A 22363-nucleotide genomic window follows, 5' to 3' on the forward strand; every position below is an offset into this window, starting at 1 on the left:
CAGCTCCAAAGGCTGCCGTGCTGCCGTTACACCATGGCGGACCGCGCGATCGCGCGGTCCGCCATGGTGTAACGGCAGCACGGCAGCCTTTGGAGCTGTCCGGTCCAGGTTCGAATCCTGGTGGCGGAGCGGCACCAGGACGGTGCGCTCACGGAGGAGAACGCGAAGAACATGGCAGACAGCACGCTCGCCGTCGTGATCCTGGCGGCAGGCCAGGGCACCCGCATGAAGTCCCGCACCCCGAAGGTCCTGCACCGCCTCGCCGGGAGGCCGCTGCTCGGGCACGTGCTCGACACGGCCGCCTCGCTCGACGCGGCGCACGTCGTCACCGTGGTGCGCCACGAGCGCGACCGGGTCGCCGAGGCCGTCCTCGAGCACACGCCCTCCGCGCTGGTGGTGGACCAGGACGAGACGCCCGGCACCGGCCGCGCGGTCGAGCAGGGCCTCGCGGCGCTCCCGGAGTCCTTCGCCGGCACGGTCGTCGTGCTGAGCGCCGACGTCCCGCTGCTGGACGCGCCGACCCTCCGCCGCCTGGTCGACGAGCACCTCGCCGCGGCGAACGCGCTCACCATGCTCTCCTGCGTGCTCGAGGACCCGACCGGCTTCGGCCGGATCGTCCGCGGCGGCGACGGCGCCTTCGCCTCCATCGTGGAGCAGAAGGACGCGAGCCCCGACGAGCTCGACCTCACCGAGATCAACGCCGGCGTCTACGCCTTCGACGCCGCCGCGCTCCGCTCGGTCATCGGCGCGATCGGCACCGAGAACGCTCAGCGGGAGAAGTACCTCACCGACGCCGCCGCCGCGCTCAAGGCCGCCGGCCGCGCGATCGAGGCCGTCCCCGTGCAGGACCGCTGGCTCGTGGCCGGGATCAACGACCGCGCCCAGCTCGCCGACGCGGCGCTCGAGCTCAACGCGCGCATCGTGCGCCGCTGGCAGCTCGAGGGCGTCACGATCCAGGACCCGGCGACGACCTGGATCGACGTGGACGCGGTCCTCGCCCCGGACGTCGAGATCCTCCCGGGCACGCAGATCAAGGGGCCGACGGTCATCGCCACCGGTGCGGTCATCGGCCCGGACACCACGCTCGACTCCTGCGAGGTCGGCGAGGACGCGGTCGTGAAGCGCTCCGACGCGACGCTCGCCGTCATCGGCGCGAAGGCCCAGGTCGGCCCGTTCTCGTTCCTCCGCCCCGGCACCGTGCTCGGCGCCCGCGGCAAGATCGGCACCTACGTCGAGACCAAGAACGCCGTCATCGGCGAGGGATCGAAGGTCCCGCACCTCTCCTACGTCGGCGACGCGGTCATCGGCGAGGAGTCGAACATCGGCGCCGGCTCGATCTTCGCCAACTACGACGGGGTGAGCAAGGCGTCCTCCGTGGTGGGCTCGCACGTGCGTGCGGGGTCGCACAACGTCTTCGTCGCCCCCGTTAGAATCGGTGACGGAGCGTACACGGGCGCCGGCACGGTCATCCGCAAGGACATCCCCGCCGGAGCCCTCGGGATCACCGTCGCTCCGCAGCGCAACATGGCCGGGTGGGTGCAGACCCACCGTCCGGGCACCGCAGCGGCCGACGCCGCCGAGGCGGCCCTGGCGTCGGATCCCACCGGATCCGACCAGGCGCCCACCGGAGGAAGCGGAGCACAGTGACCGGCATCACCGCCAGCAACAAGAAGAGCCTGGTCCTCGTCTCGGGGAGGGCGCATCCGGCACTGGCGGAGGCGGTCGCCGCCGAGCTCGGGACCGAGCTCGTCACGACCGAGGGGCGCACCTTCGCCAACGGCGAGCTCTACGTCCGCTACGGCGAGTCGGTCCGCGGAGGCGACGTGTTCGTCCTCCAGTCCCACACGTCCCCGATCAACGAGTGGCTGATGGAGCAGCTGATCATGGTCGACGCGCTCAAGCGCGCCTCCGCCAAGCGGATCACCGTGGTCGCCCCCTTCTACCCCTACGCGCGCCAGGACAAGAAGGGCCGCGGCCGCGAGCCGATCTCGGCCCGCCTCGTCGCGGACCTCTTCAAGGCGGCGGGAGCCGACCGGATCATGTCGGTCGACCTGCACGCGGCGCAGATCCAGGGCTTCTTCGACGGCCCCGTCGACCACCTCTTCGCGATGCCGGTGCTGCTCGAGCACTTCCGCGAGAAGCTCGACCCCTCGACCCTCACCATCGTCTCGCCCGACATGGGCCGCGTCCGCGTCGCCGACATCTGGAGCGACAAGCTCGGCGTCCCGCTGGCGATCATCCACAAGCGCCGCGACCCGAAGGTCGCCAACCAGGTCTCCGTCCACGAGATCGTCGGCGAGGTGAAGGGCCGCGTCTGCCTCCTCGTCGACGACCTCATCGACACCGGGCGCACCATCGCGAAGGCGGCCGAGGCGCTGAAGAAGGCGGGCGCGATCGGCGTGGTCGTCGCGGCCACCCACGCCGTCTTCTCGGATCCGGCGGTCGAGCTCCTGAGCTCCGAGTTCATCGACTCGGTCGTCGTCACCGACACCCTGCCGCTGCCGGCGGAGAAGACGTGGGACCGCCTGACGATCCTGCCCATCGCTCCGCTGCTGGCCCGCGCCATCCACGAGGTCTTCGACGACGGCTCCGTGACGTCGATGTTCGACGGCGACGCGTAGGACCCCGCGCCCCGGGTGCGCCCTGCACAGCGCACCCGGGTCCCGCCCCGGCTCCACCGCCTAGGGTGAGGCCGTGCCCCAGCGTTCGGATGCGACCCTCGCCCTGGCGGCGGTCTTCCTGGTCTGGTCGCCGGCCGCCGCCGCAGCGGGCTGGTGGCTGCTCCTCGGGCTCGCCGTCGCTGCGGCCGCCGCGGCCCTGAGCGCCGTCGCCGACGCCGGGCGCACCGTCCACGACGGCCCCTCCTCCGAGTGGCTCGGGATCGTCGGGCGCGCCTTCGCCTCGGCCGCGCTGGCCCTGACCGCGGCCCAGTCGGTCCTCGGGGGAGCGGCCCGGCCCCTGGCCGTCCTGCTGCTCGTGGCCGTCGCGCTCTTCGGCCTGCGCGGCGGGCGCCTCCCCGCTCGCCCGGTCCTGCTCCTCGTCGGTGCGGTCGTCGTCCTGCTGGCCGCCGCCGCCGTGCTCGTGCTGGTATCCCCTCCGGACCCCGCGCCGCTCGACCCGCTGCGCGACGGAGGGCCGCTGGGAGCCGGCACCGCCGCGGCGCTGCTCCTGATCCTCCTGCCGACGTCCCGCTCCGGCGCGGTGACGGCACTCCGCCCCGCCCTGCTGCGCATCGGGATCGCCACGGCGGCCGCCGCCGCGCTCGGCACCGGTCTGCTCCTGGCGGCCGGTCCCGAGGTCCTCGCGTCCTCGGAGACCCCCCTGAGCGCTGTCACCCGGGGCACGCCCGCGTCCGGGCTCGTCGGGGCCGCCGCTGTGATCGCGGTCCTGCTCGCGCTCCTCGACCTCGGGAGGAGGGATGCGCGCGCCCTCGTGCGTCTCGCCGACGCAGGGGAGATGCCGGCGGTGCTCGCCGCCAGGAACCGCAGGACCGGCGTGCCCGCGGCGGCCCAGCTGGTCCTCTGCCTGGTCGCCGTGCTCGCGGTCGTGATCCTCGACGCCGACGCGCTGCTCGCCTTCGCCGTGGCCGCTCTGCTGGTGGCGACCATCGTGCGGCGCCTCGACCACGGAGCGGCCGGGGCGAGCGGCCCGGCCCTCGCGTCGGCCGCGGTCTCGCTGCTGCTCCTGCTCGCCCTCCCGGCGGCCACGGCGGCCGCCGCAGCGGTGCTCCTGGCGGCGCTCCTGATCGCGCGGGCGTTCCGGAGCTGAGGGGTCAGCCGGCCCGGGCGTCGAGCGCGTGCTCGGGGAGCCGGACGCCACCGCCTGGCTCCGCTGACGACGGGGGAGCTCCCTCCCCAACGCGGAAGGCGCCCCCGCCCGAGGATCCGAGGATCCTGCAGGCGGGGGCGCCTTCCCGTGCGACGCGGGTCAGTGCGTGGAGGGGTCCTGCTCGACCTCGGTGCGGTCGCCCGACCACAGCGTGTGGAAGGTGCCCTCCTTGTCGACGCGCTTGTAGGTGTGCGCTCCGAAGAAATCGCGCTGGCCCTGCACGAGAGCGGCCGGGAGGCGCTTGGAGGCGAGCGAGTCGTAGTACGACAGCGCGGCGCCGAAGCCGGGGATCGGCACGCCCGAGAGCGCGGCGGTCGAGACGATGCGGCGCCAGGCGGCCTCGCCGTTGGCGACGGCCTCGGCGAAGTACGGGTCCTCGAGGAGGGTCGTGATGCCGGCGTTCTCGTCGTAGGCGTCGACGATGCGGTTGAGGAACTGGGCGCGGATGATGCAACCCGCGCGCCAGATCTTGGCGACCGCGCCCTTGTCGATCTCCCAGCCGTACTTCTCGGCCCCGGCGATGATCGCGTCGAAGCCCTGCGAGTAGGCGACGACCTTGGAGGCGTAGAGCGCGGCGCGCACGTCGTCCTCGAAGCCCTCGTACTTCTCGACCGGGGCCGGGCGCGAGGTGACGCGGGCCTGCACGGCCTCGCGCTGCTCGGGGTGGGAGGACACGGCACGGGCGAAGACGGCCTCGGCGATGCCGCCGACGGGGACGCCGAGGTCGAGCGCGTTCTGCACGGTCCAGACGCCGGTGCCCTTCGAGCCTGCCTGGTCGAGGACGACGTCGATGAAGGGGTTGCCGGTGTCGGCGTCGACCTGGCGGAGCACTTCGGCGGTGATCTCGATGAGGTACGACTCGAGGTCGCCCTTGTTCCAGGCGTCGAAGACCTCGGCGATGGCGGCGGGCTCGTGTCCGCCGACGGTGCGGAGCAGGTCGTACGCCTCGGCGATGAGCTGCATGTCGGCGTACTCGATGCCGTTGTGGATCATCTTGACGAAGTGGCCGGCGCCGTCGGTGCCGATGTGGGTGACGCAGGGCTCGCCCTCGGCGACCGCGGCGATCGACGAGAGGATCGGGCCGAGGGTCCTGTAGGACTCGACCGAGCCGCCGGGCATGATCGACGGGCCCTTGAGCGCGCCCTCCTCGCCGCCGGAGATGCCGGTGCCGACGAAGTGGATGCCGGTCTCGCGGACGGCCTTCTCGCGGCGGATGGTGTCGGTGAAGAGCGCGTTGCCGCCGTCGACGATGATGTCGCCGGGCTCGAAGACCTTCGTCAGCTGCTCGATCACGGCGTCGGTGCCGCGGCCGGCCTGGACCATGATGATCGCGGTGCGCGGGGTGGCGAGCGAGGCGGCGAAGTCCTCGATGGTCTCGGACGCGACGAAGCCCGCCTCCGGGTGCTCCGTGATGAGGGTCTCGGTGCGGCCGTAGGAGCGGTTGAACACCGCGACCGTGTTGCCCTCGCGGCTGGCGAGGTTGCGGGCGAGGTTCGAGCCCATCACCGCCAGACCGACGACTCCGATGTTGGCTGTGGCGGTGGGCTTGTCAGACACGGTTCTCCTCGACGTTCGCGTTCAGGGGCGAGCCCAGGCTAGCCCCGGGTCGCTCCGGGGAGCCCGGGTCCGAGCCGTCTCCCGGCTGCACATCGGTCGTGCGGCGCGCGCACGGTCTTGCGCGCGCCGCGACGACCGCGACCGGAGCCGGTCAGGCGCCGTGGCCGAGGGGGACGCGCTCCGACGGGATCGGCGGCGGCGGGGGAGTGCCGTCGCCGAACGGGCGGCCGCCGAGCTCCTCGCGGCGCGAGGGGACGAGCCAGCCGGAGAGGTCCGGGCCCTTGGGGACGACGCCGGTCGGATTGATGTCCCGCTGCACCTCGTAGTAGTGCGACTTGATGTGGGTGAAGTCGATCGTGTCGCCGAACCCCGGAGTGGCGAAGAGGTCGCGGGCGTAGCCCCAGAGCGCGGGCATCGCCGACAGCAGGTTCCGGTTGGCCTTGAAGTGGCTGTAGTAGACGGCGTCGAAGCGGGCGAGCGTCGTGAAGAGCCGCACGTCCGCCTCGGTGATGGTGTCGCCGACCAGGTAGCGGCGGGTGCTCAGCCGCTCCTCCAGCCAGTCCAGCCGCGCCCAGAGGCGGTCGTAGGCCCGGTCGTAGGAGCGCTGCGAGCCGGCGAAGCCGCACTTGTAGACGCCGTTGTTCACGTCGTGGAAGACCAGCTCGGCGATCTCGTCGATCTCCTCGCGGTGCTCCTCGGGGTAGAGGTCGGGGGCGCCGTCGCGGTGGAACGCGGTCCACTCGGTGGAGAAGTCGAGCGTCATCACCAGGTAGTCGTTGGTGACGACCTGGCCGCTCGGGATGTCCACGAGGGCCGGGACGGTGATCCCGCGCGGGTAGTCGGGGAAGCGGGCGAAGAACGCGTCCTGGAGGCGGGGGATGCCCAGCACCGGGTCGACCCCGCCCGGATCGAGGTCGAAGGTCCAGCTGCGCTTGTCGTGGGTGGGCCCGCAGATGCCCATCGAGAGGGCGTCCTCGAGCCCGAGCAGGCGCCGCACGATCACGGCGCGGTTCGCCCACGGGCAGGCGCGGGAGACGACGAGGCGGTAGCGCCCGGCCTCCACCGGGTACCCGTCGCGGCCGTCGGCGGTGATCCGCGTCGGGATGTAGTTCGTGTCGCGGTGGAAGCCGTTCTTCTCGACGTAGGAGCCGAAGTCGTCGCTCGTCATACCCGCACGGTAGGCGGTCCGCCTGGACGTCCGGCTCCGAGTCCGGCGGCGCGACCGCCTGCTGGCGGGCGGCCGCGATGCCGGGTAAGATCGGCAGCTGAACTTCGGCGAGGGATGCACGTGCATCCGTGATCGACGCGGTGGAAGCAGGCGAGGCCCCCACGGGGCGCCACGGACTTCTCCTCACGCTGACATGCGTTCGAGTCGACAAACCGTCCGTGGCCGCAGGCCACGACCCGATCCGGTGGCGTGCGCGCCGCCCAAGGAGAACATCATGGCTGAACTGACCAACAAGGTCGTCGTCGAGGTCCGCACCTCGTTCGGCAAGGGCGCCGCCCGCAAGATCCGCGCGCAGGACAAGATCCCCGCGGTCCTCTACGGCCACGGCACCGAGCCCCAGCACCTCACCCTCCCGGGCCACCAGGTGCTCCTGCTCACCCGCAAGGCGAACGCGATCCTCGAGCTCGACATCGAGGGCGCTGCGCAGACCACCCTGGTGAAGGACATCCAGCGCGACCCGGTGCGCCAGATCATCGAGCACATCGACCTCGTCGTCATCAACAAGGGCGAGAAGGTCGAGGTGGACATCCCCGTGCACGTCGAGGGCGACGCCGCTCCCGGCACCCTCGTCTCGATCGAGTCGAACACCCTCTCGCTCGAGGTCGACGCCACGCGCATCCCGCAGAACATCGTCGTCTCCGTCGAGGGCCTCGAGGCCGGCACGCAGATCACCGCTGCCGACGTCACGCTCCCCGAGGGCGCCACGCTGGTCACCGACGCCGAGATCCTCATCGTCAACGTCACCGCCGAGGTCGAGCAGGACCTGGGCGAGGACGACGAGACCCCGGCCTCGGGCGACATCGTCGCCGAGACCGCGGAGTAGTCCGCACCACCCCGGGAACGGGCCCGCTCGCAGCCGCGGCGGGCCCGTTCCGCGTCCGGCGGGGGAGTCCCTCCGCCGTCCCCGAGGAAGAGGAACGACATGGGTGACACCTGGCTGGTCGTCGGACTGGGCAACCCGGGCGCGCAGTACGCGCGCAACCGGCACAACGTCGGCCAGATGGTGCTCGACGAGCTCGCGACGCGGATCGGCGGCTCGTTCCGCCGGCACAACCGCGCCAACGCCGTGGTCGCCGAGGGCTTCCTCCGCCCGGGCGGGCCGAAGCTCGTGCTGGGCAAGCCCAACAGCTTCATGAACCTCTCCGGCGGGCCGACGGCGCAGCTGCTCGACTTCTACTCGGTCGACCCGGCGCACCTGATCGTCGTGCACGACGAGCTCGACATCCCCTTCGACACCCTGCGCCTCAAGCAGGGCGGCGGTCACGGAGGGCACAACGGCATCCGCGACATCCTCGCGGCGACCGGAGGAGCCGAGTTCCTGCGCGTGCGGGTCGGCATCGGCCGCCCGCCGGGCCGCCAGCAGGCCGCCGACTTCGTGCTGAAGGACTTCGCCGGCCCGGAGCGCGAGGCGCTCCCGATCCTGGTCTCGGACGCCGCCGACGCCGTCGAGCTCATCGCCGACTCCGGCCTCTCCGCCGCCCAGCTGAAGTTCCACACCAGCGCCTGACCCGCCCTCCACCGAGGGAGCCCCGAACCGGCGAGGGAGACCGCAGCCCCGGGCTCCCTCGACGGTTCGGGGCTCCCTCGGCGGTCGGCCCGCGGGGCGGCCGTAAACTGGACCCGTGCCCCTCAACGAGATCATCTCGGCGCTGTCGCGCGCCTCCACGTTCGACGATGCGCTCGCGTACGCGGTGCGGGACGCCGACTTCTCGGTGGCTGACGGCCTCCGGGTCCCCCTGCTCGCGGGCCTGATCGAGAGGCGCGCGGAGGCGGGACGCCCGCAGGCGGCGCTGGTGGTCACGGCCACGGGCCGCGACTCCGAGAACGTGCGCGCCTCTCTCGGCTGCATGCTGCCGGATGCGGACGTCGTCGAGTTCCCCGCGTGGGAGACGCTGCCGCACGAGCGCCTCAGCCCGAGCGCCGAGATCGTGGGGCGGCGCCTGGACGCGCTGCGGCGGATGAAGCAGTGGTCCGGCGAGCGGCCCCTCGTGGTGGTCGCCTCCGTGCGCGCGGCGCTGCAGCCGGTCGCCGACAACCTCGCCGACATCGAGCCGATCCGACTCGTGAAGGGCGCCCGCGGCTACGACCTCGGCCGCATCTCGGCCGAGCTGGTCGACCTGGCCTACGCCCGGGTCGACATGGTCACGCGCCGCGGCGAGTTCGCCGTGCGCGGCGGCATCCTCGACGTCTTCCCCGCGGTGGCCGAGCATCCGAGCCGAGTGGACTTCTTCGGCGACGAGGTCGACTCCATCCGCGGCTTCTCCGTGGCCGATCAGCGCTCGCTCCCGGGCGAGGCCGACTCGGTGGTCCTCCCGCCGAGCCGCGAGCTGCTGCTGGTGCCCGCGGTGAGGCAGCGGGCCCGCGAGATGCTGCACGAGTTCCCGAGCCTGTCGGCGATGCTCGCGAAGATCGCCGAGGGCATCCCGGTCGAGGGCATGGAGTCGCTCGCCCCCGCGTTGCTGGAGCGGCTGGTCCCGATCTCGCACTACCTGCCCGAGGGGGCGGCCGTCGCGGTCCTCGCCCCCGAGCGCGTGGCGACGCGGGCGATCAGCCTCGCCGAGACGAACCGCGAGTTCCTGCAGGCGGCCTGGAGCGCGGCGACCGCCGGCGCCGAGGCCCCCATCGACCTCGCCTCGGGCGAGTTCATCTCGCTCGGCGCGCTCCGCGACTCCGTGAAGCTCAGCGCCCCGGGCGCCGACGCTCCCGACCACCCCTGGTGGACGATGAGCACGTTCCGCCAGGGCCCCGCCGCGGGCGAGGCCGAGGTGCTGCCGGAGGAGCTCGGGATCGACGAGATCCTCGCCGTCCGCGTCGAGGGCGAGCCGGTCCCCGGATTCGGAGCGAGCGTCGAGGGCGCCCTCGCCCACGTCCGCGCGCGCCTGGCCGACGGCTGGACCGTGGTCCTGACCGCGCCCGGCACCGGCACGGTCGAGCGCACCGACCAGGTCCTCGCCGAGCACGAGGTCGCCGCCCGCATCGTCGCCGACCTCCCCGCCGGGCTCGAGACGGGTCTGGCCTACGTGGTCCAGGCCTCCGTCGATCACGGCTTCGAGGTGGAGGAGGCGAAGCTCGCCCTGCTCACCGACACGGAGTTCTACGGCCGCACCGTCGGCTACGACTCCCGAGCGGTGAAGAAGCTCGCCTCGCGCCGCAAGAACGTCGTCGACCCGCTGCAGCTCACGCCCGGCGACTTCGTGGTGCACGCCACCCACGGCATCGGCCGGTTCGTGGAGCTCTCTCAGCGCGAGGTCTCCAGCGGGGGCCGCAACGCGATCAAGACGCGCCGCGAGTACCTGGTGCTCGAGTACGCCCCCAGCAAGCGCGGCTTCCCCGGCGACAAGCTGCTCGTCCCCACGGACCAGCTCGACCTGCTCTCCCGCTACGTCGGCGGCGAGGCTCCGGCGCTGAGCAAGATGGGCGGGAGCGACTGGGCGCAGGCCAAGAGCAAGGCCCGCCGCGCGGTCCGCGACATCGCGGTCGAGCTCGTGAAGCTCTACTCCGCCCGGATGGCCTCCCGCGGGCACGCGTTCCCGCCGGACACCCCCTGGCAGCGCGAGCTGGAGGAGGCGTTCCCGTTCGCCGAGACCCCCGACCAGCTCACCGTCATCGACGAGGTCAAGGCCGACATGGAGCGGCCGATCCCGATGGACCGCCTGCTCTCGGGCGACGTCGGCTTCGGCAAGACCGAGGTCGCCGTGCGCGCCGCGTTCAAGGCGATCCAGGACGGGAAGCAGGTCGCGATGCTCGTGCCGACCACGCTGCTCGTCCGCCAGCACCTCGAGACGTTCCAGGAGCGCTTCGCCGGCTTCCCCGTCCACCTGCGGGCGCTCAGCCGGTTCCAGAGCGCGAAGGAGTCGAAGGAGACGATCGAGGGCCTGGCCGACGGCACCGTCGACATGGTCATCGCGACCCACCGGCTCCTCAGCGACAACATCGTCTTCAAGGACCTCGGCCTGCTCGTGATCGACGAGGAGCAGCGCTTCGGCGTCGAGCACAAGGACAAGCTCAAGGCGCTGAAGAAGAACGTCGACATCCTCTCGATGAGCGCCACGCCCATCCCGCGGACGCTCGAGATGGCGGTGACCGGCATCCGCGAGATGTCGACCCTCGCGACCCCGCCGGAGGAGCGCCACCCGATCCTCACCTTCGTCGGCCCCTACTCCGAGAAGCAGGTGTCGGCCGCGATCCGCCGGGAGCTCCTGCGCGAGGGCCAGGTGTTCTTCGTGCACAACCGCGTCTCGACGATCAACCGCGTCGCCTCGCAGCTCGCCGAGCTGGTTCCCGAGGCGCGGATCGCGGTCGCGCACGGCAAGCTCAGCGAGTCGCAGCTCGAGCGGATCATCGTCGACTTCTGGGAGCGCAAGTTCGACGTCCTGGTGTCGACGACGATCGTCGAGACCGGCCTCGACATCCCGAACGCCAACACGCTGATCGTCGACCGCGCCGACAAGTACGGTCTCTCGCAGCTGCACCAGCTGCGCGGGCGGGTCGGCCGCGGCCGCGAGCGCGCCTACGCCTACCTCCTCTACGACGAGACGAAGCCGCTGAGCGAGACCGCGCACGACCGGCTGCAGACCCTGGCCGCCAACTCGGACCTCGGCGGCGGCATGCAGATCGCGCTGAAGGACCTCGAGATCCGCGGTGCGGGCAACCTCCTCGGCGGCGAGCAGTCCGGGCACATCCAGGGCGTGGGATTCGACCTCTACCTGCGGATGATCGGCGAGGCCGTCGACACCTTCCGCGGCGAGGTCGCCGAGGGGCAGACGGAGCTGCGGCTCGAGCTGCCCGTCGACGCGCGCATCCCGGAGGAGTACGTCGACAGCGAGCGGCTGCGCCTGGAGGCGTACCAGAAGCTGTCGGCCGCGTCGTCGCCGACGGCGAAGGAGGGGAGCATCGACCTCGTGGTCGAGGAGCTGACCGACCGCTACGGCGAGCTGCCCGAGGCGGTCGAGAACCTCATCCTGGTGTCGAGGCTGCGGATGCGCGCACAGAAGGCGGGCCTGAGCGACGTGGTCGCGATGGGCTCGAACGTCCGCGTGGCTCCCGCTCATCTGCCCGACTCGATCCAGGTGCGCCTGCGCCGGATGTACCCGACCGCGAAGTACCTGCAGCAGGCCGACGCGGTCGTCGTGCCGATGCCCGTGCTCGACGGCGTCCCGCTCGGCGACCGGGCGCTCATCCGGTGGGTGGCGTCGCTCCTGGACTCGCTGTTCCCGGAGCCGGTCACCGTCTGAGGTCCTCGGGGCGGCGCTCCCCGGAGGCGCGCCGCCCCGCTCCGGCGGCCGTCGCCGCTGCGGGAGGGCCCGCTGGCAGGATGGAGGGCATGCCGCTCCTCGCCGCCCGACGTCCTCGAGAGCCGGAGCCGCTCGCCGGCCCGCTGGTCGCCGTCCGCGGGGTCGCGGTCCGCGCCTCGGGGGTCGAGCTGCTCGCCCCGTGCTCGCTCGAGGCGGAGGCGGGGGAGCGCGTCGCGGTGACGGGCCGCAACGGCACCGGCAAAACCACGCTCCTGCGGGTGATCGCCGGCCTCACCGCTCCGAGCGAGGGAGTCGTGGCGGTGGCCGGGCGCGCCCCGGAGGAGCGCTCCGCCGCCCACCGCCGCGCCGTCGCCGCCCTGATCGGCACCCCGCCCTTCGAGCGGGACCTGACCCTCGAGGAGCACCTCGCGATGGTGGCCGTCTCGTGGGGCGCGCCGGTCGCCGACGCCCGCCGCGAGGCCGCGGCAGGTCTCGACGCGCTCGCGCTCGCTCCGCTCGCCCGCCGCTTCCCGCACGAGCTCTCCTCCGGGCAGACGCAGCTGTTCTCCCTCGCGCTCGTGCTGGCCCGGCCCTCGGCGGTGCTGCTGCTCGACGAGCCGGAGCAGCGGCTCGACGTCGAGCGGGTGCCGCTGGTGGCGGAAGTCCTGCGGCGCGCAGCCGCGTCCCGGGCACTCGTCGTCGCGACCCACAGCCCTGTGCTGATCCAGGGTCTGGGCGCGCGGGTCGTCGAGCTGGAGCGGGCGTGACGCGCGCGGAGAGGGCTCGCGTCGCCGAGGTGCGGGCTCTGCACCGGCACCGCGCCGCGGCTCCGCCGAGTCCGCGCGCCTACGCGGGCTACCTCGCCGCGATGACCGTCCTCGTCGTCGTCCTCCCCGTCGCCCGGGCCCTCGCGCTCCTCGCCGCCGAGGCGGGAGCCGCGCCGGAGCCGCTGATCGCCCTCGCCGCGGGTCTCGCCCTGCCCGCCGCCGTGCTCCTGGGTCGGGTGCGCGGACCCGCGGTGGGCGAGCCGCACACCACGGCCGTGCTGCTCGCGACCGATCTGCGCCGCTGGGCGGTGCTCCGCCTGCCCGTGGTCCGGGCGTCGGCCGGTCTCGTGGCGTGCTGCTCCGCCGTCGCGTCGCTCCTCGCCCTCGCCGCCTCCGCGCCGCTCCTCGCGGCCGTCGTCGGCGGCGCCGCGTTCGCCGGCCTCCTCGCCGTCGCCTGGCTCGCCGGTCAGTGCCTGCCCTCGCGCCTCCCCGCGCTCGCGGCGGGCCTCCTCGTCTCCCTCGCGGTCCTCGGGGCCCTCCTGCCCGGTGCGCCCACGCCGGGCGGCCTCCTCGCCTCGGCCGTGAGCGGAGCGGAGGAGGTGCGCGCCGCGACCGTGCTGCTCGCGTCGGCCGCGGTCGTCCTGGCCGCGGCGCCCCGGCTGCTCGACGCCGCGCGCGGATCTCGGCTCCTCGCCCAGGCCCGGCAGTGGTCGGCGACCGCCCGGCTCGGAGCGACGGGCGACCTCGCCGAGTCGCTCGACGGGTACCGCGCCCTCCCGGCGGTCGGGCGGGGGCTCCGAGCGGTCCGCCTCTCCCCGTTCGCTCTCGCGGTGCCGGTGCGCGACGCGATCGGCGCGCTGCGCACTCCCGGACGCTCGGCGGTCGCGGTCGTCGCGCTGGCCGCCGCCGGCGCCGCCGCCGTGCTCGCCGCGGTCGTGCCGTCCTCCCTCCTCGCGCTCCCGGCCGCCGCGGCGGGCGTGCTCGCCTACCTCGGCGCCGGCGTCTGGAGCGACGGCTTCCGCCACGCCGCCGCGACCGCGGGACAGCCGGCGCTCCTCGCGCCCGGCCCGTTCGAGCTGCTCCTCCTGCACGCCGTCCTCCCGCTGGTGCTCGCGGTCGGAGTCGCGATGCTCGGCGCCCTCGCCGCCTCGCTGCTGCTCCCGGGCGCGGCGGTGCCGGTGGCCGCCGCGACCGCCGTCGCCGCCGTCGCCGCGCGGGCGATGGACGCGACCCGGGGTCCGCTGCCGCCGCAGCTGCTCAGCCCGGTGCCGCTCCCGATCGGGGACGGCGCGGGAGTCGCGGTGGTCCTCTGGAACCTGGCGGCTGCACTGGTCAGCGCCTCGACCGCGGTGTCCGTCGCGGCGTCACCCGGGCTCCTCGCCGCGGTGCCGCTCGTCGCCGGCGGCTGCCTCCTCGTCGCGCGGCGGCGTCTCGCGCGGGCCTGAGGCTCCCGGGCGCCCGCGCCGCCCGGATGTCCGCGGAGGCGGCCGGACCGGATGCGAGGATGGCGGTGTGACCGCGCATCCCCGGCTCGACGAGCTCATCCGCACCGTCCACGTCCTCCGCGCCCCGGGCGGCTGCCCGTGGGACGCCGAGCAGACCCACGAGTCGCTCGTGCGCTACCTGATCGAGGAGTCGCACGAGCTCGTCGACGCCATCGAGGCGGGGGACCGGGCCGACCTGATCGAGGAGCTCGGCGACGTCCTCTACCAGGTGCTCTTCCACGCCGACCTGGCCGCCGAGAGCGCCGAGCCCTTCACCATCGAGGACGTCGCGGCGCACATGAACGCCAAGATGATCGGCCGCCACCCGCACGTGTTCGGCGACGCCACGGCCGAGACGGCCGACGACGTCATCGCGGTGTGGGACGAGCTCAAGCGCACCGAGAAGCCGCACCGCACGAGCGTGCTCGACGGGATCCCGCAGGGCATGCCGGCCCTCGCGCTCGCCGACAAGGTGATCGGCAAGGCGACCTCGCTGGGCGTCGTGGACGCCGGCCAGGGCCCGCTTCCCATCGAGTCGGAGGAGGACCTCGGCCCGCTGCTGCTGGCCATCGTCGCCTCCGCCCGCGCCCAGGGGCTCGACGCCGAGCGTGCGCTCCGCACCGCGACGCGCGACCTGCAGGACGAGATCCGCGCGGTGGAGCAGGAGCGGCGCGCGGACTGAGGCGCCCGCGGGCCCGCCCCGGCCGATCTGGGAGAATCGCCGTCATGGCCTCCCCGATCACCCCGCCCCGCGGCATGCGCGACTTCCTCCCCGCCGACAAGGCGAAGCGCGAGCACGCGCTCGGCGTCATCCGCCGCGTGTACGCCTCCCACGGGTTCGACGAGATCGAGACGCCCGTGGTCGAGGACTTCGACCGCCTCCACTCCGGGCTCGGCGGCGACAACGAGAAGCTCGCCTTCAGCGTCCTGCGCCGCGGGCTCACCCGCGACGACCTGGCGGCGGTCGACGACGCGTCCGCCCTCGCCGACCTCGGCCTGCGCTTCGACCTCACGGTGCCGCTCGCCCGCTTCTACGCCTCCCACCGCGCCGAGCTGCCGGCTGTCTTCCGCTCGGTGCAGATCGCGCCGGTGTGGCGCGCCGAGCGCCCGCAGAAGGGGCGGTACCGCCAGTTCGTGCAGTGCGACATCGACATCATCGGCGAGCCCGGGCAGCTGGCCGAGGTCGAGCTCATCACGGCGACCGCGGCGGCGCTCGACGCACTGGGCCTCGAGGACTGCACCATCCGGATCAACGACCGCCGCATCCTCACCGGAATCCTCGAGCACTGCGGCTTCGCCCCCGAGCGCTTCGGCCCGGCGCTGATCTCGATCGACAAGCTCGACAAGATCGGCGCCACCGGTGTCGTCGCCGAGCTCGAGGCCGACGGGCCGGACGCGGCCGCGGTCCTCGGGGGCTACCTCGCGCGGATCGAGCAGGCGGTCGCCGCCGGGGGAGTGGCGCTCGAGCAGTCCGCGATCCTCGACGTGCTGCCCGAGGGCATCGACCCGGAGGCGGTGCTCGCGCTCGAGACCCTGGCCCGGTCGCTGCGCTCGCTGCCCGCCGGCGTCTCGCTCCGCTTCGACCCGACGCTCGTGCGGGGCATGGGCTACTACACCGGCACGATCTTCGAGATCGCGCACCCGTCCTCGGGCTCCTCGGTCGGCGGAGGCGGGCGGTACGACGGGATGATCGGCCGCTTCCTCGGTCAGGACGTGCCGGCCTGCGGCTTCTCGATCGGCTTCGAGCGGATCGTCGAGCTGATCGGCGGTGCCGTCGTCGAGCGTCCCGACGCCGTCGTCCTCGTCCACGAGCGGGACGCGGCGCCCGAGCTGCTGCTCGCGCTCAAGCAGGAGCTGATCGCCCGGGGCTCGCGCGTGCGCCTCGAGCGCCGGGCGAAGAACCTCACCCCGCTGCTGGACCGCGCGGCCGCCGCGGGATTCACCCGCTTCGCGCTCGTCCCGCGCGACGCCGCCTCCGCCGCCGACCTCTCCTTCAAGGACCTCGGCTGAGCTGCACCGGCTGTTCGGGATGAGCGTCGCCGGCTGCCGGCGCTGGGCCATGTCCGCGGGAGGGGCCGGGGCCGTCCTGTCGGGCCTGAACAGGGTCTCAGCCGATCCGTCAGGGGATCATGCCGATCTGGTCGGATCCTTGTCGGATCCGTGAGAGCCTTAATACCCGCGAAATCTGCGGACACACCCGAGAAATCTCCCCCGGATAGCGTCGAGGCACCCGATCGGCGCGGCTTGGCGCGCCTGCACGGGCACCCCGTCGCGACCCCGCGCACCGCACCGCAGCAGCCCTGACGATCCCCACCCGAGGAGTCCCCTTGACCCTGTCGCCCCTCCGCTCCCTCCCGGCCTTCGACCGCCGCAGCCTCCTCCGCCTGGCGGGTGTCGCCGGCCTCGCGATCGGCGGCGCCTCCGTCCTCGCATCCTGCGCCTCCGACTCCTCCGGCGCGTCCGCCGCGGACGGCGGCGACCTCGGCACCCTCAAGGTCCAGCTCTCCTGGATCAAGAACGAGGAGTTCGCGGGCGAGTTCTTCGCCGACTCGAAGGGCTACTTCACCGAGGCCGGCCTGGCAGGAGTGACGCTCACCCCCGGCCCCTCGACGGGCGTGGCCGAGCTCCTCTCGGGCAGCGCGGACGTCGCGCTCAGCGACGCCGTCTCGATCGGCACCGCGATCGCCCAGCAGGAGGCCCCGCTCAAGATCATCGGCGCGACCTACCAGAAGAACCCCTTCACGGTCCTCTCGATCAAGACCGCCGGGAACATCGCCACTCCGGCCGACCTCGCCGGGAAGAAGATCGGCGTCCAGGCCTCGAACACCTCCCTGTTCCAGGCGCTGCTCGCCGCGAACGGCCTCTCCGAGTCCGACCTCACGGTCGTCCCCGTCGAGTACGACCCCTCCGTCCTCGTCAACGGCACCGTCGACGGCTTCATCGCCTACCTGACGAACGAGGCCATCACGGTCGCGGCCGAGGGCTACGAGGTCGTCAACCTGCCCTTCGCCGACAACGGCCTCCCCTTCGTCGCCGAGACCTTCTCGGTGTCGGAGCAGGCGATCGCCGAGAAGCGCGACGCTCTGAAGGCGTTCCTCGTCGCCGAGATCAAGGGCTGGACCGACGCGGTCAACGACCCGGAGGCGGGCGCGATGCTCGCCGTCGAGAACTACGGCAAGGACCTCGGCCTCAACGAGGAGTCCTCCAAGAAGGGCGCCACCATCCAGGCCGAGGAACTGGTCGTCTCGGACGAGACGGTCTCGAACGGCCTCTTCACCATCTCCGAGACGCTGCAGTCCGAGACCATCGCGTCCCTCGCGGGCGCCGGGATCGACGTCACGGCCGAGGACCTCTTCGATCTGACCCTCCTCGACGAGGTCTACGAGGAGAACCCCGAGCTGATGAAGTACGCGGCCTGATCCTGATCCACGAAGGGCACCACTCGTGACCGACACGACCGACGCCGGCACCCTGCGCGACCAGGGTGCCGGCGGCACCGGCATCCAGATCCACGGCCTGTCGAAGACGTTCCGGATGGGCTCGCGCAGCGTCGCGGCGCTGCAGGACACCGATCTCCACACCGACCAGGGCAGCTTCCTCGCCCTGCTCGGCCCGTCGGGGTGCGGCAAGTCGACCATCCTGCGCATCCTCGCGGGACTGGAGGAGCCGACGTCCGGCTCCATCCGGGTCGACGGCCGCACTCCCCAGGAGCTGCGCCGCGACAACAAGCTCGGCATCGCCTTCCAGGACCACGCGCTCCTGCCGTGGCGCAGCGTCATGGCGAACATCCGTTTGCCGTTCGAGATCGCGGGCAAGAGCGTCGACCAGTCCTACATCGACGAGCTGATCGACCTCGTCGGCCTCCGCGGCTTCGAGAAGGCCAAGCCGGCCCAGCTCTCGGGCGGCATGCGCCAGCGCGTGTCGATCGCGCGGTGCCTGATCCTCAAGCCCGAGGTCCTGCTGCTCGACGAGCCGTTCGGCGCCCTCGACGACATGACGCGGCAGAAGCTCAACCTCGAGCTGCTGCGGATCTGGACGGAGAAGCCCGCCACGACGCTCCTCGTCACGCACGGCATCTCGGAGGCGATCTTCCTCTCGGACCGCGTCGCGGTGATGAGCCCGCGCCCGGGACGGGTGAAGGAGATCATCGACATCGACCTGCCCCGCCCGCGCACACCCGAGATGCAGCGCACCCCCGAGTTCCACGCCTACGTCGACCAGGCCTCCGAGCTGCTGTTCGGCGACGGCGGCGCGGCCGCGGACGACCGCGTCTAGGAGGCATCGTGGCCACCACGCTCCCCGCGGCCCCGCGCCGCGCCCTGTCCCTGCCTCCGTGGCTCACCGGGCTGATCGGCGTCGCCGCGATCATCGCCGTCTGGTGGATCGTGGCGCTCGTCACCGCGCCCACCGGCGCCGCGACCTACGCGCCCGTCCCCACTCCCGTGCAGGTCGTGCAGACCGCGATGGAGGACGGCGCCGGCTTCTACTGGCGCAACTTCTCCGTCACGATCGGCGAGGCGGCCGTCGGCTACTTCTGGGGCAACCTCCTTGCGCTCGTGCTCTCGGCGCTCGTGCTGGTCCTGCCCTGGCTGGAGGGGGTCGTCTCGCAGCTCGCGGTCATCACCTACTGCGTGCCGATCGTCGCCATCGGAGCGATCGTGCTGCTGATCCTCGGCGGTGCGGACGCTCCCGGGAAGGCGAGCGCGACGGCGATCTTCCTGGCCGGCCTCTCGGTGTTCTTCACCACGGTCGTCGGCAGCCTGCTCGGGCTGAAGGCGGCCGACAAGGCGGCGCTCGACGTCGTCACGGTCTACGGGGGCTCGCGGTTCACCCAGCTGCGCAAGGTCCGTCTGATCGCGGCGCTGCCCAACATCCTGTCGGCGCTGCAGATCGCGGTGCCCGCGGCCTTCCTCGGCGCGATCCTCGGCGAGTACTTCGGCAAGATCGAGACGGGCGTGGGCCCGATCCTGGTCGCGGCGCAGGTCTCGCTGAACTCGCCCCGCGTCTGGGCGCTCTTCCTCCTCTGCGCGGGCGTCGCGCTCCTCGGCTACGGCATCGTCGGACTGATCGGGCGCCTCATCGCGCCCTGGTCCTCCGGAAAGCGGGCATGACCATGACGACCACCGTCCCCGACCGCACGGAGCAGTCCACGGCCACGTCGATCCTCGCGGTCGACGAGCTGCGGCGTCAGCTGCGCACGGCCGCCCTCGGCGCGACTCTCAAGAGCCTGCGCAAGAGCCTGCTCGTCGCCCTGTCGACGATCGTGATCGTGCTGGCGATCTGGATCGGCGTGGTCCTCTTCAGCGGGGTCTCGCCCTACGTGGTCAAGGGCCCGTGGGACGTCTGGCAGCACCTGGTGACCGATGCGAAGGCCGCGGAGCACCGCGCCGAGCTGGGCGGCCTCTTCGCCGTGACCATGGGCGACGCACTGATCGGCTTCGCGGCCGGCCTGGTCGTGGCGATCCTCGGCGCGATCCTGTTCCGCCTGTCGAAGGGCATCGAGCACGCGCTGATGCCGTTCGCGATGCTGCTGCGCTCGGTGCCGCTGATCGCGATGGCGCCGCTGATCATCCTGGTCTTCGGGACCGGCTCGATCGCCTCGGTCGCGGTCATCGGCGGGATCGTCGTCCTGTTCCCCGCGCTGGTGACGATCGCCTTCGGCCTCAACAACGCCTCCCCGCAGATGCTCGACGTGGTCGCGGTCTACGGCGGCAGCACTCTCACCGCGATCCGCAAGGTGGCCATCCCCGGCTCGCTGCCCTCGCTCTTCGCCGCGATCCGCATCTCGGTGCCCGGAGCGATCACGGGCGCGCTGCTCGCCGAGTGGCTCTCCACCGGTGCGGGCATCGGCGGGGCGATCAACGCCTGGTCCGCCCAGGCCCGGTTCGCGGACGTCTGGTCGGCGGTCGTGCTCGTGACCGGCGTCTCGCTCGTGCTCTACATGCTCGTGCAGGTGCTCGAGACCTTCGTCCTCTCCCGGATGTCCCTCTCCCTCACCTGACCCCGTCGCTTTCCCCCTTCCGCGGGACGCCACTCGAGTGCGGCTCGCCCGGTGGGTCGCATACCCGGGTGGCGTCTCGCGGGAAGGGGGAGGGCAGGGGGAGCGGAGCGACGGGGCCCGGTCAGACGGTGACGATCGCGTCGACGCGGTGGCCGGCCAGCACCTCGCGGCCGCCGAGCCCGTCGAGCTCCATGACCACCGCGATCCCCTCGAGGCTCCACCCGGCGCGCTCGATCAGGCGGCGGCTCGCGTCGAGCGTGCCCCCGGTCGCCAGCACGTCGTCGACCAGCAGCAGGCGCGCGCCGCGGGGCGCCGCGTCCTCGTGCACCTCCAGCATCGTCTCTCCGTACTCGAGGGTCGCCTGCTCGCGCAGCACGGCCCGCGGCAGCTTGCCGGGCTTGCGGATGGTCACGACGCCGAGACCGGCCGAGTAGGCGGCCGCCGCGGCGAGCAGGAAGCCGCGCGCCTCCACGCCCGCGATCGCGTCGATCCGTCCGCGGTAGGGCTCGATCAGCGCGTCGGCCACCGCCCGCAGGGCCTCGCCGTCGCCGAAGACCGGCGTGAGGTCGCGGAACAGGATGCCCGGGCTCGGGAAGTCCGGGACGACGGCGGTGAGACGGTCGACGTGGTCGGCGGCGGTCGTGGTCACGGGGAACCTCCGGGTCGGCGGGTGCGCCCGGGCCGTCCGGCGATCGGGCCCTGGGAGTCTACGACCGGCCGCGGTCTCCTGCGCTTCGGAGGCGGTCAGTAGACTCCTTCCCGACCGCTCCCGTCTCCGGGAGCCCACCCGTCAAGAGGAGATAGTTGTGGCCCTTATCGAGGCAGTCGTCGCCCGAGAAATTCTGGACTCCCGTGGCAACCCCACGGTCGAGGTCGAGGTCCTGCTCGAGGACGGCGCGTCCTCGCGAGCGGCCGTCCCGTCCGGCGCCTCCACGGGCGCGTTCGAGGCGTACGAGCTCCGCGACGGCGACTCCGACCGCTACCTCGGCAAGGGCGTGCAGAAGGCCGTCGACGCCGTCATCGACGAGATCGGCCCGGCCATCGAGGGCTTCGACGCCACCGACCAGCGCCTCGTCGACGCCGAGCTGATCGAGCTCGACGGCACCGAGAACAAGTCCCGCCTGGGCGCGAACGCGATCCTCGGCGTCAGCCTCGCCGTGGCCAAGGCCGCCGCGCAGTCGTCGGACCTCGACCTGTTCCGCTACGTCGGCGGCCCGAACGCGCACACCCTGCCCGTGCCGCTGATGAACATCATCAACGGAGGCGCGCACGCCGACACCGGCGTCGACATCCAGGAGTTCATGGCCGTCCCGCTGGGCGCCGAGTCCTTCTCCGAGGGCCTGCGCTGGGGCGTCGAGATCTACCACGCGCTCAAGGCGCAGCTGAAGAAGGCCGGCTTCGCCACCGGCCTCGGCGACGAGGGCGGCTTCGCCCCCGACCTGCCCACCAACCGCGAGGCGCTCGACTTCATCCTCAAGGCCGTCGAGGCCGCCGGATTCACCCCCGGCAAGGACATCGGGCTCGCGCTCGACGTCGCCTCCTCGGAGTTCTACGAGGACGGCGCCTACACGTTCGAGGGCAAGAAGCTCTCGGCCGAGGAGCTCTCCTCCTACTACGCCGACCTCGTCGCCAACTACCCGCTGGTCTCGATCGAGGACCCGCTGGACGAGGACGACTGGGCCGGCTGGACCCACCTCACCGCGGCCATCGGCGACAAGGTGCAGCTCGTCGGAGACGACCTGTACGTCACCAACCCGGTGCGCCTCGCCCGCGGCATCGCCGAGAAGGCCGGCAACTCGATCCTGGTCAAGGTGAACCAGATCGGCACGCTCACCGAGACGCTCGACGCCGTGGCCCTGGCCCAGCGCAACGGCATGACCGCGATCCTCTCGCACCGCTCCGGCGAGACCGAGGACACCACCATCGCCGACCTCGCGGTCGCGGTGGACGGCGGCCAGATCAAGACCGGCGCCCCGGCCCGCTCGGATCGCGTCGCGAAGTACAACCAGCTGCTGCGCATCGAGGAGATCCTGGGAGGTGCGGCGACCTACGCGGGTCGCTCCGCCTTCCCGCGCTTCTCCGCGTAGTCTCGGCACGCCGGAGCGGCCCCGGAGCCCAGCACCTCGGTGCGGGCGCCGGGGCCGCTCCACTTCCCCCGCCGCGATCGAGGAGGCACCCGACCATGGCCCGTCCGCCCCGCCGCCCCTCCGCTCCCGGGAGCGGAGGGGCGGCGGGGCGGACGGGCCATGGTCGGGTGCCTCCTC

Annotated in this window: 18 protein-coding genes and 1 tRNA gene; 16 read left to right on the plus strand and 3 right to left on the minus strand. The window is 72.8% G+C overall.

Features of this window, described 5'->3' with window-relative positions:
- Positions 1 to 57: 57 nt before the first annotated feature.
- The 4 genes from C5C53_RS15960 to C5C53_RS15975 all read left to right on the plus strand — a co-directional run bounded on the left by C5C53_RS15960 (position 58) and on the right by C5C53_RS15975 (position 3768).
- A tRNA-Gln gene (locus C5C53_RS15960) sits at positions 58 to 129 on the plus strand.
- A gap of 42 nt (positions 130 to 171) precedes the next feature.
- On the plus strand, positions 172 to 1647 hold the full coding sequence (gene glmU / locus C5C53_RS15965) for a bifunctional UDP-N-acetylglucosamine diphosphorylase/glucosamine-1-phosphate N-acetyltransferase GlmU (RefSeq protein ID WP_104260365.1): 1476 nt from the start codon (positions 172 to 174) through the stop codon (positions 1645 to 1647).
- A complete protein-coding gene (locus C5C53_RS15970) occupies positions 1644 to 2621 on the plus strand; it encodes a ribose-phosphate diphosphokinase (RefSeq protein WP_104250639.1) in 978 nt (325 codons plus the stop codon). The genes glmU and C5C53_RS15970 overlap by 4 nt, the downstream gene beginning before the upstream one ends.
- Positions 2622 to 2694: 73 nt before the next feature.
- Positions 2695 to 3768 carry a hypothetical protein gene (locus C5C53_RS15975; protein WP_104267997.1) on the plus strand — a complete coding sequence of 358 codons (1074 nt, stop codon included), beginning with the start codon at positions 2695 to 2697 and terminating at the stop codon, positions 3766 to 3768.
- A 159-nt stretch (positions 3769 to 3927) separates the two neighbouring features.
- On the opposite strand, the gene gndA is transcribed toward C5C53_RS15975, so the two are convergent.
- On the minus strand, positions 3928 to 5385 hold the full coding sequence (gene gndA / locus C5C53_RS15980; protein WP_104267998.1) for an NADP-dependent phosphogluconate dehydrogenase: 1458 nt from the start codon (positions 5383 to 5385) through the stop codon (positions 3928 to 3930).
- Positions 5386 to 5536: 151 nt separating this feature from the next.
- The gene (locus C5C53_RS15985; protein WP_104267999.1) at positions 5537 to 6553 is read right to left on the minus strand and encodes a glutathione S-transferase family protein; all 1017 of its coding nucleotides are present in this window, start codon (positions 6551 to 6553) and stop codon (positions 5537 to 5539) included.
- A gap of 274 nt (positions 6554 to 6827) precedes the next feature.
- Here C5C53_RS15985 and C5C53_RS15990 point away from each other — a divergent pair, with 274 nt between their 5' ends.
- From C5C53_RS15990 to C5C53_RS16040, 11 genes are all read left to right on the plus strand, one after another.
- Entirely contained in the window at positions 6828 to 7436 is a 609-nt protein-coding gene (locus C5C53_RS15990) for a 50S ribosomal protein L25/general stress protein Ctc (protein WP_104268000.1), read from the plus strand.
- A gap of 99 nt (positions 7437 to 7535) precedes the next feature.
- Positions 7536 to 8120 (plus strand): aminoacyl-tRNA hydrolase, encoded by a 585-nt coding sequence (pth, locus tag C5C53_RS15995; RefSeq protein ID WP_104233681.1) that lies wholly within the window; start codon positions 7536 to 7538, stop codon positions 8118 to 8120.
- A gap of 115 nt (positions 8121 to 8235) precedes the next feature.
- Positions 8236 to 11847: a transcription-repair coupling factor gene (mfd, locus tag C5C53_RS16000; protein ID WP_104268001.1), complete on the plus strand. Its 3612-nt coding sequence runs from the start codon at positions 8236 to 8238 to the stop codon at positions 11845 to 11847.
- Between the two features lie 89 nt (positions 11848 to 11936).
- A complete protein-coding gene (locus C5C53_RS16005; protein WP_104268002.1) occupies positions 11937 to 12614 on the plus strand; it encodes an ATP-binding cassette domain-containing protein in 678 nt (225 codons plus the stop codon).
- Complete coding sequence (locus tag C5C53_RS16010; protein ID WP_104268003.1) at positions 12611 to 14059, plus strand: hypothetical protein; 1449 nt, start codon at positions 12611 to 12613, stop codon at positions 14057 to 14059. Before C5C53_RS16005 ends, C5C53_RS16010 begins: the two co-directional genes overlap by 4 nt.
- 67 nt (positions 14060 to 14126) lie before the next feature.
- Positions 14127 to 14780 carry a MazG family protein gene (locus C5C53_RS16015; protein WP_104222356.1) on the plus strand — a complete coding sequence of 218 codons (654 nt, stop codon included), beginning with the start codon at positions 14127 to 14129 and terminating at the stop codon, positions 14778 to 14780.
- A 44-nt stretch (positions 14781 to 14824) separates the two neighbouring features.
- Entirely contained in the window at positions 14825 to 16108 is a 1284-nt protein-coding gene (gene hisS / locus C5C53_RS16020) for a histidine--tRNA ligase (protein WP_104268004.1), read from the plus strand.
- A 317-nt stretch (positions 16109 to 16425) separates the two neighbouring features.
- On the plus strand, positions 16426 to 17517 hold the full coding sequence (locus C5C53_RS16025) for an ABC transporter substrate-binding protein (RefSeq protein WP_258059873.1): 1092 nt from the start codon (positions 16426 to 16428) through the stop codon (positions 17515 to 17517).
- Positions 17518 to 17632: 115 nt separating this feature from the next.
- The gene (locus C5C53_RS16030) at positions 17633 to 18373 is read left to right on the plus strand and encodes an ABC transporter ATP-binding protein (RefSeq protein WP_104222373.1); all 741 of its coding nucleotides are present in this window, start codon (positions 17633 to 17635) and stop codon (positions 18371 to 18373) included.
- A gap of 8 nt (positions 18374 to 18381) precedes the next feature.
- Positions 18382 to 19209, plus strand: a complete 828-nt coding sequence (locus C5C53_RS16035) for an ABC transporter permease (protein WP_258062147.1) — start codon at positions 18382 to 18384, stop codon at positions 19207 to 19209.
- Positions 19206 to 20099, plus strand: coding sequence for an ABC transporter permease (locus tag C5C53_RS16040; RefSeq protein ID WP_104222359.1), 894 nt, complete (start codon positions 19206 to 19208; stop codon positions 20097 to 20099). Before C5C53_RS16035 ends, C5C53_RS16040 begins: the two co-directional genes overlap by 4 nt.
- A 121-nt stretch (positions 20100 to 20220) precedes the next feature.
- On the opposite strand, the gene C5C53_RS16045 is transcribed toward C5C53_RS16040, so the two are convergent.
- The gene (locus tag C5C53_RS16045; protein WP_104260312.1) at positions 20221 to 20748 is read right to left on the minus strand and encodes an adenine phosphoribosyltransferase; all 528 of its coding nucleotides are present in this window, start codon (positions 20746 to 20748) and stop codon (positions 20221 to 20223) included.
- Between the two features lie 157 nt (positions 20749 to 20905).
- Between C5C53_RS16045 and eno the strand changes: the two genes are divergently transcribed.
- Positions 20906 to 22186 carry a phosphopyruvate hydratase gene (gene eno / locus C5C53_RS16050; RefSeq protein WP_104222361.1) on the plus strand — a complete coding sequence of 427 codons (1281 nt, stop codon included), beginning with the start codon at positions 20906 to 20908 and terminating at the stop codon, positions 22184 to 22186.
- Positions 22187 to 22363 lie beyond the last annotated feature (177 nt).

Origin of the sequence: Rathayibacter sp. AY1E3 (assembly GCF_002932235.1) — a bacterium.
GTDB lineage: Bacteria > Actinomycetota > Actinomycetes > Actinomycetales > Microbacteriaceae > Rathayibacter.